This is a genomic window from Roseburia porci (assembly GCF_009695765.1).
In the GTDB taxonomy this organism is placed as follows: Bacteria; Bacillota; Clostridia; order Lachnospirales; family Lachnospiraceae; genus Roseburia; species Roseburia porci.
In genome coordinates this window covers 125,154-140,752 of sequence record NZ_VUNI01000004.1, presented here as the reverse complement: position 1 = coordinate 140,752, position 15,599 = coordinate 125,154, and the positions used below count along the sequence as shown (strand labels likewise).

Here is a 15,599-nt window from a genome sequence, read left to right as displayed (position 1 = left end):
TTTATGCACTTTTGTACATTTTAGTTGTCTTTAAAGCAAACCAAAGTACAACCGCAACAGCTGCCAGAAGTATCACTTCCGCCACCATCAGTGGAAAATAATGTCCACAAAGCACAATGGTAAAATCTACTGCAAAATGGATCAGATATGCTGCTGCAATATATTTCTTCTGTCCGCTTTTTACTGCTTTGAATACAATTAATGATAACGCAATCTGTAAAACAACTGCAAGTACTCTTTCAGCACCTCCCAGATAAAACTGGTAAGCCGGTGTTGTCCATAAAGACTGAAGTGCTGTATATGTCTGCTGTTTTGTCGAAGCATCCATAAGCTGTAAGCTTTTTTCCATCATACCACTGTTGATGCTGAGAGCACTTACAATGTTTCCAATATAACTAATTCCCCCAACCACAATTGCCTCAAAACCACCGTGACCGATTCCATACATCACTGCATTCGGAAAATCAAGGTTTTTCTTCAGAAAATGCTTCATTGCAAACCAGCGTCCGGTTTCCTCAAAAACCGCCGCAGCACATCCGCCATAAAGCGCATACAGCCAGATGTTATCGGTAAGCTTCGTTCCTGTAATGGTAAGCACAACCGCATGAAGAATCTGCTCAAGCACCAGTGCCATTACAAAAAACACCCCACATCCAATAAAAAATGAAGATAACTTTGCTCCTAATTTTACTTTTCCAACAATTACCAGAATAACCGGAAGCAAGATCGTCACAACTGCGACAACTGCCATTGCTGTAATTGCTGCTCCTGATACATTTCCAAACTCCATAATAAAAACCATCCTTTCGTTTTGTTTTCCTACTTTTTACACCTTCCATCTGGAGGAATGTCAATAGAAAAATGCAAAATTCTGAAAAGTCCCGCTGCCATCAGCACTGCCTTTAATATATTATCCCCGATCATGCAGTACCAGACCTGTGTGATTCCCAATCCGAAGACACGCACAACAAGAAAAGAGCCAAAAATGCGCACGCCCCACCTGCTGATCAGTTCCACAACAAACGGATATTTCGTCCGTCCCATTCCGTTATAGATGCCTTCCATAACTGCAGTCGTTCCAAAGATTGGTTCCGTAAAAGCAACGATCCGAAGCAGCCTGCTTCCAATCTGGATTACCTCAGGGTCTGTGGTAAAAAGACGCATCATAAATTCTGCTCCAACAAAAAGCAGTAGTCCTGTAATACACATAACCGAAAATATAACAAGAATCGCGATCAGAATCACACTGCGTTCTTTTTTCTTATTCTGTTCGCCAATCGCATTGCCAATCAGCGTAGAAGTTGCCGCCTGCATTCCATAACCCGGAATGTAGAAGATCTCCTCCGCCGTAATTGCGATTGAATGTGCGGCATAGACCGTGGTAGCCATCGAAGAGACAAAACTCGTAGCCACAATGTATCCGCTGCAGGACATGATCCTGTTTAACATAACAGGAACTCCAATTGCCATGATCGGTGCAAGAACCGCTCTATCTAAATGGATATTTTCCTTTTTCACGCCAAGCGTCTGATTTTTGATCAGGACTTTCGTCATCAGGATTCCTCCTGCCACAAAAGAAATCGCAGAAGAAACTCCAGCTCCGATCGCGCCCATTCCACATGGATAGATCAGTATATAATTCAATACGATGTTGATCAGGTTTACAATCAGGTTCACGATCATCGGAGATTTGGTATCTCCGGTCGACCGGATCGCTGCACCAAAAATAATGGTGGCAGCACGAAAAACCATCGGCGCATTGATACAGATAAAATAAAGCGTTGCATCACTTCGGATTGCTTCATCTGCTCCCATCCACACCGGCATAAACGGCGCAATCACAAGTATGACAGCCATCAGAGTGACACCCGCAGCCAATGTAACAAGCACCGTCTGTCCTGCTGCTTTTTGCACCTTTTTCTCGTTTTTTTCACCGATTGCCCTTGCAATATAGGCCAGAAAACCAATTCCGATCGCGCTCATCACACTGTTGATCAGCCATGTATAGGTTGAACTTAACGATACGGTTGCCGTGGCCTCTGCGCCAAGATGACCAACCATCGCCGTGTCCACATACTGGACCACGGTTTCCAGTAAAGATTCCAAAATGGTAGGCCATGCCAGCATCAGAAGCGATGCAAACATGGCCTTATCCAGTTTCCGATATGTTGAATGTGTTTTCATATAAGGATCCACACACTTTCTTACCTAAAATTATTCTTTGATTTTATTTCCCAGAAAATACGTAAGGAAAAAGATGACCGATGCAATGATTACGATCATAGGACCGGTTGCAACATTCGTATAATAAGACACGAACAGTCCAACCAGACCGGAAAACAATGAGAAAATGATTGAATACAGATGATATTCTCTCATATTAACCGAAATATTCCGACTGGAAGCCGCCGGAAGAATCAGCAGTGCATTGATGATCATGATTCCGACCCACTTGATGGACAGCATGACGATCAGTGCTACAAATACAGCAAAAAGATTATCCATCAGTGACACCGGAACACGTTTGCTCTTTGCAAGCGTCCGGTGAATGCAGACTGCATTCAGTTTATTGAACCCAAATACCCAGAAAATCACGGTTGCAATAAAAATTAAAACAAGATATACAATCTCCCGTGTGGTAATGCTCAGCACATCTCCAACCAGAAGGCTGGAATATTTGCTGAAGTTGCCACCCTTCGAGAGGATTGCAAGTCCGATTGCGACCGAACAGGACGAAAATACAGAAATGATCGTATCTGTCGAAGCAGTATTCCGGCTTCCGATTTTATTCAGTAACAGTGCAAATAGTATCGCAAACACCACCATGGAAATTGTCGTATCCTGTACACCAAATACGATTCCAACCGCGATTCCCGTCAGTGCAGAATGCCCAAGTGCATCTGAGAAAAATGCCATTTTCTTGTTGACGATCATCGTTCCCATCAAACCAAATAACGGTGTGATAATAATGACCGCGATCAGTGCATTCCGCATGAAATTATAATCAAACCAGGATGTTACCTGACTCATTTTTTTCGCCCTCCCTGATCCATTTTTCTTCACTGGACATTCCAAATACATGATCAAACTCCGGACTCTGGAATACCTCTTTCACAGTTCCCTGCTTTGCAATGGTTGCATGATCCAGCAGAATGACTTTATCCGCATATTTTGCAACATAATCCAGATCATGTGAGATCAGAATGATCGCAAGATCATAGTTCTTCTTCAGATAATCCATCGTCTGGAAAAAGAGTTCCATCCCATTCTGATCGATGCCGGACACCGGCTCATCCAAAAGCAGCAGGTTCGGTTCGTCCATAATTGCCATGGAAAGAAGTACTCTCTGAAGCTGTCCTCCGGATAAATTGCACACCTGCTTGTCGATCAGATCCTCCGCTTCAAAAACGGCCAGTGTGTTTTTAATCTTCTCATAGACTTTTTTACTTTTATGAAGAAATACCGGTGCATTGGATTCATAACTTGCGATCAGATCATATACACTGACCGGCGTGTTCTTCTCAATATTAATGGATTGCGGCACATAACCGATCTTTAATTTCTGCATGTGTCCATCCTTGGTATCTTTGAATTCAATCTCCCCGGTATGCGGGATATCGTCCAGAATTGCCCGTATGAATGTTGATTTTCCTGCGCCGTTTTTACCGATGATCGCATTCAGTGACCCGCAATGAAAATGCAGATTGACGTCATCCAGAATCACCTGATCTCCAAAACGGACCCCGAGATGATTCATCTTGATACAATGAAATCCACACGGCTCGATGATTTTACGCATGCCTTTACTCCTTCCCCATAATTGTAATGTCTTTTATTTGCAAAATGCTTCCCTAAGCTTATCTATATTTGACTGCATCGCTGTAAGATAACTGTCCTTGCTGTAATCTCCACGATTGCAGGCATCCAGATAAATCACTTTCACATTAGATTCTGATTCGACGGTTTTGCCCATATCCGAACCATATAATTCTTCTGCAAAAATATAGGAAACATTATCTTTTTGAATCTGATCTAACACATCTGCCACTTCTCCGGCGCTTACCTGACGTTCCTCGTCCAGATCCAGGACATAGCTGACATTTAAACCATAATCCTCTGCAACATAATCATATGCTTCGTGAAAAATAATCACATTCTGTCCCTTGGCAGCCTGTCTGATCTCATCCTGTTCATCCTGAAGGGCAGCAAGCTTTTCATCATATGCTTTGGCATTCTCATGATATGCATCTGCATGTTCAGGATCTGCCTGTTCCAAGGCCGATTCTATCGTGGCAAGCTGTATCCGGTAATCAGAAATGCTCATCCATGCATGCGCATTCTCTTCATCTCCATCATCCAGAAGTGGCACATTCTGACAGGCTTCTATAATATCCAGCTCCGGATAATTCGAAGCGACATCCGTAAGAAAGGTCTCAATGCCACCACCATTCACGATAAACAGATCTGCTTTCGACAAAAGCTTCATATCCTCGGTTGTAAGCTGATAATCATGCAGACACCCTGTCTGCGGCTCACTCAGATTCTCTAATGTAACGCCTTTTACATCGCCAATGACATTTTCGGCAGCCACATACATCGGATAAAAAGAGGTTACAATCGTAAACTGTGTTTTGTCTTTTTTATCTTCCGTTGTGCTTGTATATAACATGGTAAGTGCAATGGCAACGATCAGTATTCCTGCAAGCATTGCAAATACAATTGCGTTCTTTTTCTTCATGAAATTCCTCTTAATTACTACTCTGCTATCTATTTTTTCTTCTTATGAGCCTTGGAAGAATCCGCTTTTCTGCTGTTTTTGCGTTTTCCAGTCTCTTTTCCGATAGCTTTCCATCTTGGCTTCTTTTCCTTTTTTGATGCAGCATTCTCCTGCGATGAAGGATTTCCGTCATTTGTCGTATTCTTTTTGCGCTTTCCAAATGCAGCAATCTCTTCCTCACTGAGTGGATTGCCATCCTCATCTACAAGAACAAGGGAATCGATCAGTTCCCAGATCTCTTCCCTGCCCTGTTTGGTCTCCGCAGAGAACGGTATAATGATCGTTCCCGGTTCGACATTTAACACTTCCTCAATTGCTTTCAAATGTGCAGGAAGCTGGCTTCTTTTCAGTTTATCCGCTTTTGTGGCAATGATGATCGGAGCAAATCCCTGGGATACCATCCATTCATACATAAGCTGATCGTTTTCCGACGGATCATGCCGGATATCGATCAGCAGGAACACTCCATTTAACTTTTTGGAGGTGTGAAGATAATTTTCGATCATCTTACCCCATTTTGCCTTGATCTCAATGTTGGCATTGGCATAACCATAACCTGGAAGATCCACCAGATACATGGCATCATTGATATTATAAAAATTGATGGTCTGTGTCTTTCCCGGCTGCGCAGAGGTACGTGCAAGCGCTTTCCTGTTCATCAATGCATTGATGAGGGAAGATTTTCCAACGTTGGATTTGCCTGCAAAAGCAACCTCAAAACGATCATTTTCCGGAATCGTGCTTGTGATTCCACATACCGTTTCCAGATTTACATTTTTAATTACCATCTGCTTTTCTCCTTTTATGATTCTACAAATGCTATTTTTAATACCTGTTCCAGTCTCTCAACAGGTATAATTTCCAGTCCTTTTTTTATCTCGGATGAGATCTCCTCTAAATCCTTCTCATTCTTCTTCGGAATGCAGATCGTATGGATTCCTGCATTTTTGGCAGCAAGGATCTTCTCTTTGAGTCCTCCGATTGGAAGTACTCTTCCGCGAAGCGTAATCTCTCCGGTCATTGCAACATCTGCCCGCACTTTTGTCTTTGTGATTGCTGAAAGCATTGCAGTTGCCATTGTAATTCCAGCGGATGGACCATCCTTTGGAACTGCTCCTTCCGGAATATGGATATGAATATCATTCTCCTTAAAGAATTCTTTTGGAATATGATAGGAATCGCTGATAGATCGGATATAGCTGATTCCAGCCTGTGCAGACTCTTTCATGACATCACCAAGCTGACCGGTCAGCTGGAACTGACCGGTTCCAGGCATGATATTGACTTCGATTTCAAGAGTCACACCGCCAACACTCGTCCATGCCAGTCCACGCACGATTCCGATTTCATCCTCTTCATTCTTCATATCATAGCTGTACTTTGCTTTGCCAAGATAACGCTCCAGATTCTGACATGTTACCCTGACTTTACGATTCTTATCCTCGTACACCTCGCGTGCAACCTTTCGACAGATTTCGCCCAGTTTACGCTCTAATCCTCGTACGCCGGCCTCTCTTGTATAAGAACGGATGACCATTGCAAGTGCCTGATCACTGATCTGAAGCTTGCTTTCATCGATTCCGTTCTTCTCCATCTGCTTTGCAAGGAGATGTTCTTTGGCAATGTGAAGCTTCTCATTCTCCGTATAGCTTGTGACTTCAATCAGCTCCATACGGTCAAGCAGTGGCTTTGGTATATCAGAAACCGAGTTTGCTGTCGCAATGAATAATACCTCGGACAGATCCACTGGAAGTTCTACATAATGATCCCGGAATTTATTGTTCTGTTCGGAATCCAGTACTTCAAGAAGTGCCGATGAGGTATCACCTTTATAATCACTGCTGACCTTATCGATCTCATCTAAAAGCATCAGCGGATTATTCACTCCCGCTGTTTTCAGTCCATTGATAATTCTTCCAGGCATTGCTCCGACATAGGTTCTTCTGTGTCCTCGGATCTCTGCTTCATCACGCACTCCACCAAGGCAGATCCGTACATATTCCTTATTCAGTGCTTTTGCCACGGAACGTGCAATACTTGTTTTTCCGGTTCCTGGCGGTCCTACCAGACAGATGATCGGACTCTCTCCCTTGCTTGTAAGATTACGTACTGCAAGGAATTCCAGCATACGCTCTTTTACCTTGTCCAGTCCATAATGATCTTCATTTAATACCTGCCCGGCATATGCAAGATCGGTGTTATCTTTGGAACTCTTTTTCCACGGAAGTTCTAAAAGGGTTTCGATATATCCACGCGCGACCGCACTTTCTGAGGAATTCGAACTGATTGTTTTAAAACGTTCGATTTCTTTTTTGATCTTATCCTTTACTTCTTTTGAAGCCTTTAACTTCTTTAAAGATTCCATATAAGAATCTGCGTCCGATTCCGTATGGTCTTCTCCAAGCTCTTCGCGGATCACTGCCATCTGTTCCCTTAAAAGATATTCTTTCTGATGTTTATCGACCCGCTGCTTCACTTTTGCCTGAAATTCATTTTTGATTGCATTAACTTCGATTTCATTTAAAAGCAGTGTCAGAAGCACCTGATAGCGTTCGGATACTCCGACCGCTTCGAGAATCTTCTGTTTTTCTTCGTAACGAACCGGAAGATTGTTGGATATATAATCCATCAGTTTATCCAGTTCCTGAATCTCCATTACCTGCCGTTTGATTTCTGCACTCAGTCTGTTATTCACAGAAGCATATCGTCCAAATGTCTCCTGAATACTCTCAACCATTGCCTGTTTTGTGTTATCCGGAAGATATTCCTCATCTTCCTCACATGCTTCAATCCGGGCTTCTAAGTATTCTGCACGGTCTGTAAAGTCTAAAAGTACTGCACGTGATAATCCTTCCACAAGGATGCGCACAATATTATTCTGTAATTTAATTACCTGCTTTACCTCTGCAATAATCCCGACCCCGTACAGATCTTCCTTCGTTGGATTCTCCACCTCGACATCGCGCTGTGTGACAAGAAAAACCTTCTGTTCTCCTGTCATGGCTGCCTCTACAGCCTTCAGCGACATCTCCCGGCTCACATCAAAATGAGCGATCATTCCGGGCAGGATTGTCATTCCACGCAGTGCTACCGCAGGTATTGTTGTCCAGTTATTCTCCAATGTTGTTCTCCTGTTTAGGAAGCAAGTTCTTCATCCTGCTTCTTTTCTTCGATTTGTGCCGGTTTTTCACCGTCGATCGCAAGATTCTTCTCTACAATCTCCGGAGTGATTACGCAGCGGTTAATGCTGTCATCGGAAGGAATACGATACATCAGATCCAGCATTACGCCTTCCATAATCGCACGAAGTCCACGTGCTCCGGTCTTTCTTTCTAAAGCTTTATCTGCAATTGCTTCAATTGCCTTTTCATCAAATTCGAGACCTACACCATCTAATTCAAACAGTTTTGTATACTGTTTTACGAGTGAGTTCTTTGGCTCCTGCAAAATACGGATCAGCGCATCACGATCCAGATTGTCCAAAGATACGGTAATCGGTACACGTCCGATAAATTCCGGAATCAGTCCGAATTTTACAAAATCCTGAGGAAGTGCATGTTTAAATGCTTCTCCGACATTCATCTCGCTCTTCTCTTTGACAGATCCGCCAAAACCGATTGATTTGGAATCCATACGCGTCTCTACGATCTTCTCCAGTCCATCAAATGCACCACCACAGATGAACAGGATATTGGTCGTATCGATTGGGATCAGCTCCTGCTGAGGATGCTTTCTTCCTCCCTGTGGTGGAACAGATGCTACCGTTCCCTCAAGAATCTTTAAAAGTGCCTGCTGTACACCTTCACCGGAAACATCACGTGTGATCGATACATTCTCGGATTTTTTGGTAATCTTGTCAATCTCGTCAATATAAATAATTCCGTGCTGTGCACGTTCAATATCATAATCTGCTGCCTGGATCAGTTTCAGAAGGATATTCTCTACGTCCTCTCCGACATATCCTGCCTCAGTCAGCGTTGTTGCATCTGCAATTGCAAACGGAACATTGATCACTCTTGCAAGTGTCTGTGCAAGCAGTGTCTTACCGGAACCTGTTGGTCCAAGCATAAGAATATTACTCTTCTGCAATTCTACTCCAAGGTCACCACCGGCCAGTACACGTTTGTAATGATTATATACTGCTACGGATAATACCTTCTTCGCCTGATCCTGTCCAATGACATAATCATCCAGAAATGCTTTCAGTTCTTCCGGTTTTAACAGATTAATCTGCTCCTGTGCAGATGCTTTTTCCTCTGTATGATCCCCCATATTCTCTTCGTCGATAATCTCAGCACAGATATCAATACATTCATCACAGATGAATGCACCATTTGGTCCAGAGATCAGTCTGTGAACCTGATCCTGTGTTTTTCCGCAAAAAGAGCAGCGGATTTTTCCATCATTTTTTCCTGCCATAATTTTCTCCAGATTCTATTTTTCTAAATTTCAAGAGGATGATATATATACGGTTTGAGGGCATCCCGCAAAAAGCGGGGTACCCTCCAGCAAACTTTCGTTTTTATCTACTTGTGATCACACTATCGATCAGACCGTATTCCATTGCCTCTTCTGCAGACATATAGTTATCTCGTTCTGTATCTGCACATACTGTCTCATATGGTTTGCCAGTATTTGCTGCCAGAATCTCATTTAATTTCTTCTTTGTCTTTAAGATATTTTCTGCTGCGATCTGAATCTCAGTTGCCTGACCCTTTGCTCCGCCGGACGGCTGATGAATCATGATCTCTGCATTTGGAAGTGCAAATCTCTTACCCTTTGCTCCACCTGCAAGAAGGAAAGCTCCCATGCTGGCTGCAAGACCGATACAGATGGTAGATACATCACATTTGATGTACTGCATTGTATCATAGATTGCCATACCTGCTGTAACCATTCCTCCTGGAGAATTGATATATAAATGAATATCTTTTCCAGGATCTTCAGATTCCAGGAACAGTAACTGTGCAACAACAAGGCTTGCTGTTGTCTCATTTACTTCTTCTCCAAGGAAAATAATTCTATCTTTTAATAAACGCGAATAAATATCGTAATTGCGCTCTCCTCTGCTGGTCTGTTCAATGACATAAGGTACTAAACTCATATAATTCGGCCTCCTTTATAAAAGTTCAAAAGACCGGCCCAGGATCTTCTGGGCCAGTCCATAGTAATTCCTTTGTATCTACAAAGATTATTCTTCTGTTGCAGCTTCTTCTGTTGTTGCAGCTTTCTTAGATTTTGCTTTTGCTCTTTCTTTTACATTATCCATTACAAGCTCAACAGCTTTCTGGATTGCAAGATCATTCTTCATGGACTTCTTCTCAGATTCTCCCATGTACTCTTTTAACTTGTCAGCTTCCATTCCGTAAGCTTTTGCCATCTTCTCGATCTCAGCATCGATATCTTCATCTGTAATCTCGATGTTCTCATCTTTTGCGATCTGCTCAAGAACAAGGCTGCTCTGGATACGTGTTGTAGCTTCTGGACGAACCTGCTCTCTTAACTTGTCAACAGTCATTCCTGAGAACTGTAAGTACTGATCCATAGAAAGACCGCTCTGAGCGATTCTCTGAGCGAACTCTTCGATCATTGTATCGCACTGTGTATCGATCATTGCATCCGGGATATCCATCTTGGATTTGTCAATGATCTTCTGGATTGCTTCATCCTCTTTTGTGCGTTTTGCTTCGTTCTCTTTCTGCTCAACAAGACGTTTCTTTAAATCTTCTTTGTACTCAGCTAAAGTATCGAACTCAGATACATCCTGAGCGAACTCATCGTCTAATTCAGGAAGTTCTTTTGTCTTGATCTCATTGATCTTAACTTTGAATACAGCTGGTTTTCCAGCAAGGTCAGCTGCCTGATACTGCTCTGGGAATGTAACATTGACTTCAACTTCGTCTCCTGTGTTCTTTCCGATCAGCTGATCCTCAAATGTATCGATGAATGTGTGGGAACCGATCTCTAATGGATGATTCTCTCCTTTTCCACCTTCGAATGCAACACCGTCAACAAATCCCTCAAAGTCGATAACTGCTGTATCTCCGTTTTCAACTGGACGATCTGTTACAGTAATTGTTCTTGCGTTGTTATTTCTTTCTTTCTCTAAGCTCTCTTCTACTTCTTCATCAGAAACAGATGTATCGATCTTAGTTACAGTTACTCCCATGTATTTGCCAAGTGTAACTTCTGGTCTTACAGCAACTTCTGCTGTGAAGATGAAAGGTTTTCCTTTCTCGATCTGAACAACATCAACAGTAGGACGGGAAACGATATCAACACCGCTCTCTTCAACTGCTGCCGGATAATTCTCCTGCATTAATGTATTGGCAGCATCTTCATAAAATACAGCTGGACCATACATTTTCTCGATCATGGCTCTCGGTACTTTACCTTTACGGAAACCAGGGATGCTGATCTTGTTCTTCTCTTTCTGGTAAGCTGCGTTCAATGCTTTCTCTAATTCTTCAGCGGAAACTTCGATTGTAAGTTTCGCCATGTTTTTTTCTAAATTCTCAACCTGTACACTCATTACTACTATTTTCCTCCTTAATATATATGAAATACCATGTACATCTTATTCAATGGCCGTCCCAGGAAATAATGGGCATACTACGACCACTACAGTCATTCATGCATTATATCACAGCTTATTTCAAAAAGCAACGAAAAAACATGAAGATCACAGCAGCAATCAAAATCACGATTCCTTCGATCATTGTCCGCTTTCTTTTACGCATAAATTCTGCTTCCGCCTTCTGTGCTTCTGTCAGTTCTTCCTGCGCCGGGCGGCATTCACAGATGAGACTGCCATAGCCCATACCAGCTGCAATTTCAGATGCATACGCATGATCTGCTGCTGTCACATAAATTTCATGATCCAGACAGTTTTCCTCAGAATCCACCAGCTTATATGCGTCACCTTCCGCAGACCTGGAGTAAACCTCGATGTGCTCTGCAAGCAGTTTTTCTTTTATGCGGGATGCACTATCGGCATCCGGCACTGTCATTAATTTCCGGATATATTCAAATCCCATCTGTGTTCTCTCCCTCTTGTATTTTATCTATACCACATCGGCAAACTGTGCCATATACAGCTCATAATATGCACCGCGTCTGGCAAGCAGTTCCTTCGGACTTCCCTGCTCTACAATACCGCCATTATCAATTACAAAAATACGATCTGCATTCTGGATGGTTGACAGACGGTGTGCAATTACAAAGCTCGTTCTTCCGGCCAGAAGTGCCTCAATTCCATGCTGTACAAGAATCTCTGTATGCGTATCGATGCTGGAAGTTGCCTCATCCAGGATCAGGATCTTCGGCATCGAGATCATTGTTCTCGCAAAAGCGATCAGCTGTCTCTGTCCGATAGAAAGACCTGCGCCACGTTCCTTCAGTTCGGTATCATAACCTTTTTCCATTTTCATGATAAAGTCATGCGCATTCACGGCTTTCGCTGCAGCGATCATTTCTTCCTCAGTTGCATCCATTTTACCATATAAAATATTCTCCCGTACAGTTCCATGGAAAATAAAATTATCCTGCGTCATAACACCCATCTGTCTTCGCAGACTGTGGATCGACACCTTCTTCAGATCATGTCCGTCGATATAAATATGACCATCCTCGATGTCATAAAAACGGCTGATCAGATTTACGATTGTCGTTTTTCCTGCGCCGGTCGGGCCAACAAGGGCAATCGTTTCTCCCGGCTGGATGGTAAAGTTCACATCGGAAAGAACCTTTGTCTCTGCCGGTGTTCCCTTATCATAGGTGAAGGATACATGGGAAAACTCCACTTTTCCCTCTACTTCCGGAAGTTCTTCCACATCTGATTCATCCTGAATATCCGGTTTCGTGTCAAGAATATCAAAGATTCGTTCAGCTGCGGAAAGGTTTGTCACCAGCTGATTATAAAAGTTACTCAGATTCATGATCGGATTCCAGAACATATTGATATACGTTCCAAAAGCCACAAGAAGTCCGACCGATACAGCCGGCGCTCCGATGAATTTCACACCGATCAGATAAAGCATCATAGTTCCGACTCCCCAGCAGAAATCTACCGTCGGTCCAAACATATCCGCTCTGCGGCAGGCTGCCACAAAAGCTTTCTGATGTTCATCTGTAAGTTCCTCAAATACTTCTCTTGTCTCATTTTCAGCGCGGAAGCTCTGCACAACACCGATTCCCGCAATATCCTCATGCACATATGCATTCAGGTTCGATGATTTCTTGCGGAAGATCTGCCAACGCTTATGCGCAGTTCTTTGAATGATAAAAATTCCGGCGATCATAAGCGGGATCGTGCAAAGAGACGCTATCGCAAGTTTCCAGTCTTTGACCAACATAATGACCACAACACCAAGCACCGTGATAAAATCCGGGATCAGCGTTGTAACCGCATTGGTCAGCACATCCTTTAATGAATTGACATCCCCGATAATTCTTGCAAGAATCTTACCGGTTGGTCTGCTGTCAAAAAAAGAAAAAGACAGCAGCTGGATATGTTCATATAATTCCTGACGGATCTTTAATAAGATCTGATTGGAAATTACAGACATCACATACATACGTATTTTTACCATGATCATATAGATCACATTCAAAACGAGTGCAAAAATACCAATTTTCACAAGCCCGTTCCAGTCACCAACACTGATGTGCTGGTCAATGGCATTTTCTATAATAAGCGGATTGACAAGCGAAATGGCAACTGTGACTGCCATGCATATCAAAACACCCAAAACGCCCTTTTTATGGTCTTTCAGATAGGAAAAGAGGCGGATGATGATCTGCTTCTTTTCGCCATTTTCCATTTGTTCGTCTTCTCGAAATGAGTTGACTGCCATACTGACACCTCCATTCTATGATGACAGCTGCATTGCCGAACCATATTGTGCCATGTAGGTTTCATAATACAGTCCCTTCTTTGCAAGCAGCTCTTCATGGGTTCCACGCTCAGCGATCTTACCGTTTTCAAGATAAATGATCTCATCCGCATGACGTACTGCGGAAATACGGTGTGCAATGATCATTTTCGTAGTTCCCTTTAATTCGTTCAATGTTTTCTGGATCTCATGTTCGGTTTCCATGTCAAGCGCCGAAGTAGAATCATCCAGCACCAGTATCGGTGAATGCTTTGCAAGTGCACGTGCAATACTGATTCTTTGTTTCTGTCCGCCGGAAAGTCCGACTCCGCGTTCTCCGACAACCGTCTCATACTGCTCTTCCATTTTCTCAATAAAACCGCTTGCCTGGGCATGATCTGCGGCATTTCGGATTTCCTCGATCGGAAGCGTTTTTCTCTGACCCATTTTGATATTTTCCTCGATCGTGTCAGAAAAAAGGAATACATCCTGCATAACAACGGAAATATTGCTTCGGATCTGTTCCAGTTTCAGATTCTTCACATCGACATGATCGATGGATACGCTTCCTTTGTCCGTATCGTAAAAACGCTGTAAAAGATTCACGATGGATGATTTACCGGAGCCGGTCGCCCCCATGATACCAAGGGTTTTTCCAGGCTCAAGTTCAAAGCTGATATCATCCAGGATCTGATTTCCTTCAATGGAAAAAGACACGTGGTCAAAGCAGATATTACCATCTACATGATCCAGTTCCACGGGTGTTTCCTTCTCCAGAACGTGTGATGTATTCTCGTAGATTCTGGCGATTTTCTTTCTGGATGCAATTGCACTGGAAAGGTCATTGGTCAGCCATCCAAGCATCTCCATCGGCCATGTACAGTTTCTGCTGTATTCCACATATGCCACCAGTGATCCGATATCCATCTGTCCTTTCATCACTTCCAGTCCGCCACATATCGTCATCGTCACCGGAAGTAAAACAGATACAAACTGGAAGATCGGATAATAACGCACCAGTGTTTTTGACTGGCGGATGTTCAGATCGTAATAGCGTTTGTTATGCGAAAGGAATTTTTCAATCTCAAATTCTTCCCTTGCAAAAGCTTTAACCGTACGCACACCCGCAAGATTTTCCTCTGCAACAGTGGTCAGATTCGCATTTTCCTCACTGATTTCCTCATAAACCGCATCCAGCTTCCGTTCCATGATGATTGCAACCGCTCCGCAGAGTATCATAAATGCAAGCGGAATAAATGTCAGTTTCCAGTCCAGTGTAAACATACAGTAGAGCACACTGGCAACATGAATGATGACCTCAATGATCAGCATTCCGACATATCCCAGCGCATTCCAGATATGATCGATATCATCCTTCACGCGCGCCATGAGTTCTCCGGTATTGGTTTTTCCAAAATAATCCATGGACAATCCCTGGATATGACAGAAAAGATCCTTTCGCATCTCGGCACCAATCTTTGAACTCGCTTTATCAAATGTAAATTCTTTATAATATCCAAACACACTCCGTCCGATACCGATCAGTACGATCGTAAGCAGTAATGTTGGAAGAATCTCCATGTTTCCTCCAACAAAAACTTCATTTACGATCCGTTTTGTGATCATCGGATACATCATATCGAGTGCGATTGCCGTAACCATACAGGCAATTGCAAACAGATAATAATACCAGTATCGGGCGATATATGAACTGATTTTTTTCACTTCTAACTTCCTCCTTTCAGGTCTGGCCCCGCTGTCATTGGATTTTGGTATTCCCCTTCCCGTCAGCCGCAACCCTGAAGAACTTTTCGGAAAAACAAAAAGCTCCTGTGGCAAAACTTCATCTTCTGCCACAGGAGCCGCAAAGCGCAAATTCCCATACGTGTACACACACGAAGACATCCATTCTTCACCGTATGAGAAATTGCCTTTTGCAATAAAAAAGA

Annotated in this window: 12 protein-coding genes and 1 pseudogene; all 13 read right to left on the bottom strand. The window is 43.0% G+C overall.

What is annotated here, in order from left to right; translation table 11 throughout:
* Position 1: 1 nt before the first annotated feature.
* Positions 2–790, bottom strand: a complete 789-nt coding sequence (locus FYJ75_RS04105) for a YhfC family intramembrane metalloprotease (protein WP_195838935.1) — start codon at positions 788–790, stop codon at positions 2–4.
* A 29-nt stretch (positions 791–819) separates the two neighbouring features.
* Positions 820–2,184 carry an MATE family efflux transporter gene (locus FYJ75_RS04100; protein WP_154429108.1) on the bottom strand — a complete coding sequence of 455 codons (1,365 nt, stop codon included), beginning with the start codon at positions 2,182–2,184 and terminating at the stop codon, positions 820–822.
* 30 nt (positions 2,185–2,214) lie between these two features.
* Positions 2,215–3,030: a metal ABC transporter permease gene (locus FYJ75_RS04095; RefSeq protein WP_154429106.1), complete on the bottom strand. Its 816-nt coding sequence runs from the start codon at positions 3,028–3,030 to the stop codon at positions 2,215–2,217.
* Entirely contained in the window at positions 3,005–3,799 is a 795-nt protein-coding gene (locus tag FYJ75_RS04090) for a metal ABC transporter ATP-binding protein (RefSeq protein ID WP_154429104.1), read from the bottom strand. Before FYJ75_RS04090 ends, FYJ75_RS04095 begins: the two co-directional genes overlap by 26 nt.
* Before the next feature lie 33 nt (positions 3,800–3,832).
* Positions 3,833–4,738, bottom strand: a complete 906-nt coding sequence (locus FYJ75_RS04085) for a metal ABC transporter substrate-binding protein (RefSeq protein ID WP_154429102.1) — start codon at positions 4,736–4,738, stop codon at positions 3,833–3,835.
* 233 nt (positions 4,739–4,971) lie between these two features.
* A pseudogene (gene yihA, locus FYJ75_RS04080) lies at positions 4,972–5,565 on the bottom strand (ribosome biogenesis GTP-binding protein YihA/YsxC); the annotation flags it as partial.
* Between the two features lie 14 nt (positions 5,566–5,579).
* Positions 5,580–7,853 (bottom strand): endopeptidase La, encoded by a 2,274-nt coding sequence (gene lon, locus FYJ75_RS04075; RefSeq protein WP_235907001.1) that lies wholly within the window; start codon positions 7,851–7,853, stop codon positions 5,580–5,582.
* Between the two features lie 59 nt (positions 7,854–7,912).
* Complete coding sequence (gene clpX, locus FYJ75_RS04070) at positions 7,913–9,196, bottom strand: ATP-dependent Clp protease ATP-binding subunit ClpX (protein ID WP_154429097.1); 1,284 nt, start codon at positions 9,194–9,196, stop codon at positions 7,913–7,915.
* A 103-nt stretch (positions 9,197–9,299) separates the two neighbouring features.
* Entirely contained in the window at positions 9,300–9,881 is a 582-nt protein-coding gene (clpP, locus tag FYJ75_RS04065) for an ATP-dependent Clp endopeptidase proteolytic subunit ClpP (RefSeq protein ID WP_154429096.1), read from the bottom strand.
* An 87-nt stretch (positions 9,882–9,968) separates the two neighbouring features.
* Positions 9,969–11,309 carry a trigger factor gene (tig, locus tag FYJ75_RS04060; RefSeq protein ID WP_154429095.1) on the bottom strand — a complete coding sequence of 447 codons (1,341 nt, stop codon included), beginning with the start codon at positions 11,307–11,309 and terminating at the stop codon, positions 9,969–9,971.
* Positions 11,310–11,427: 118 nt separating this feature from the next.
* The gene (locus tag FYJ75_RS04055) at positions 11,428–11,814 is read right to left on the bottom strand and encodes a hypothetical protein (protein ID WP_154429094.1); all 387 of its coding nucleotides are present in this window, start codon (positions 11,812–11,814) and stop codon (positions 11,428–11,430) included.
* 27 nt (positions 11,815–11,841) lie between these two features.
* Positions 11,842–13,632 (bottom strand): ABC transporter ATP-binding protein, encoded by a 1,791-nt coding sequence (locus FYJ75_RS04050; RefSeq protein WP_154429093.1) that lies wholly within the window; start codon positions 13,630–13,632, stop codon positions 11,842–11,844.
* A 15-nt stretch (positions 13,633–13,647) separates the two neighbouring features.
* On the bottom strand, positions 13,648–15,375 hold the full coding sequence (locus tag FYJ75_RS04045) for an ABC transporter ATP-binding protein (RefSeq protein ID WP_328596854.1): 1,728 nt from the start codon (positions 15,373–15,375) through the stop codon (positions 13,648–13,650).
* Positions 15,376–15,599: the final 224 nt, after the last annotated feature.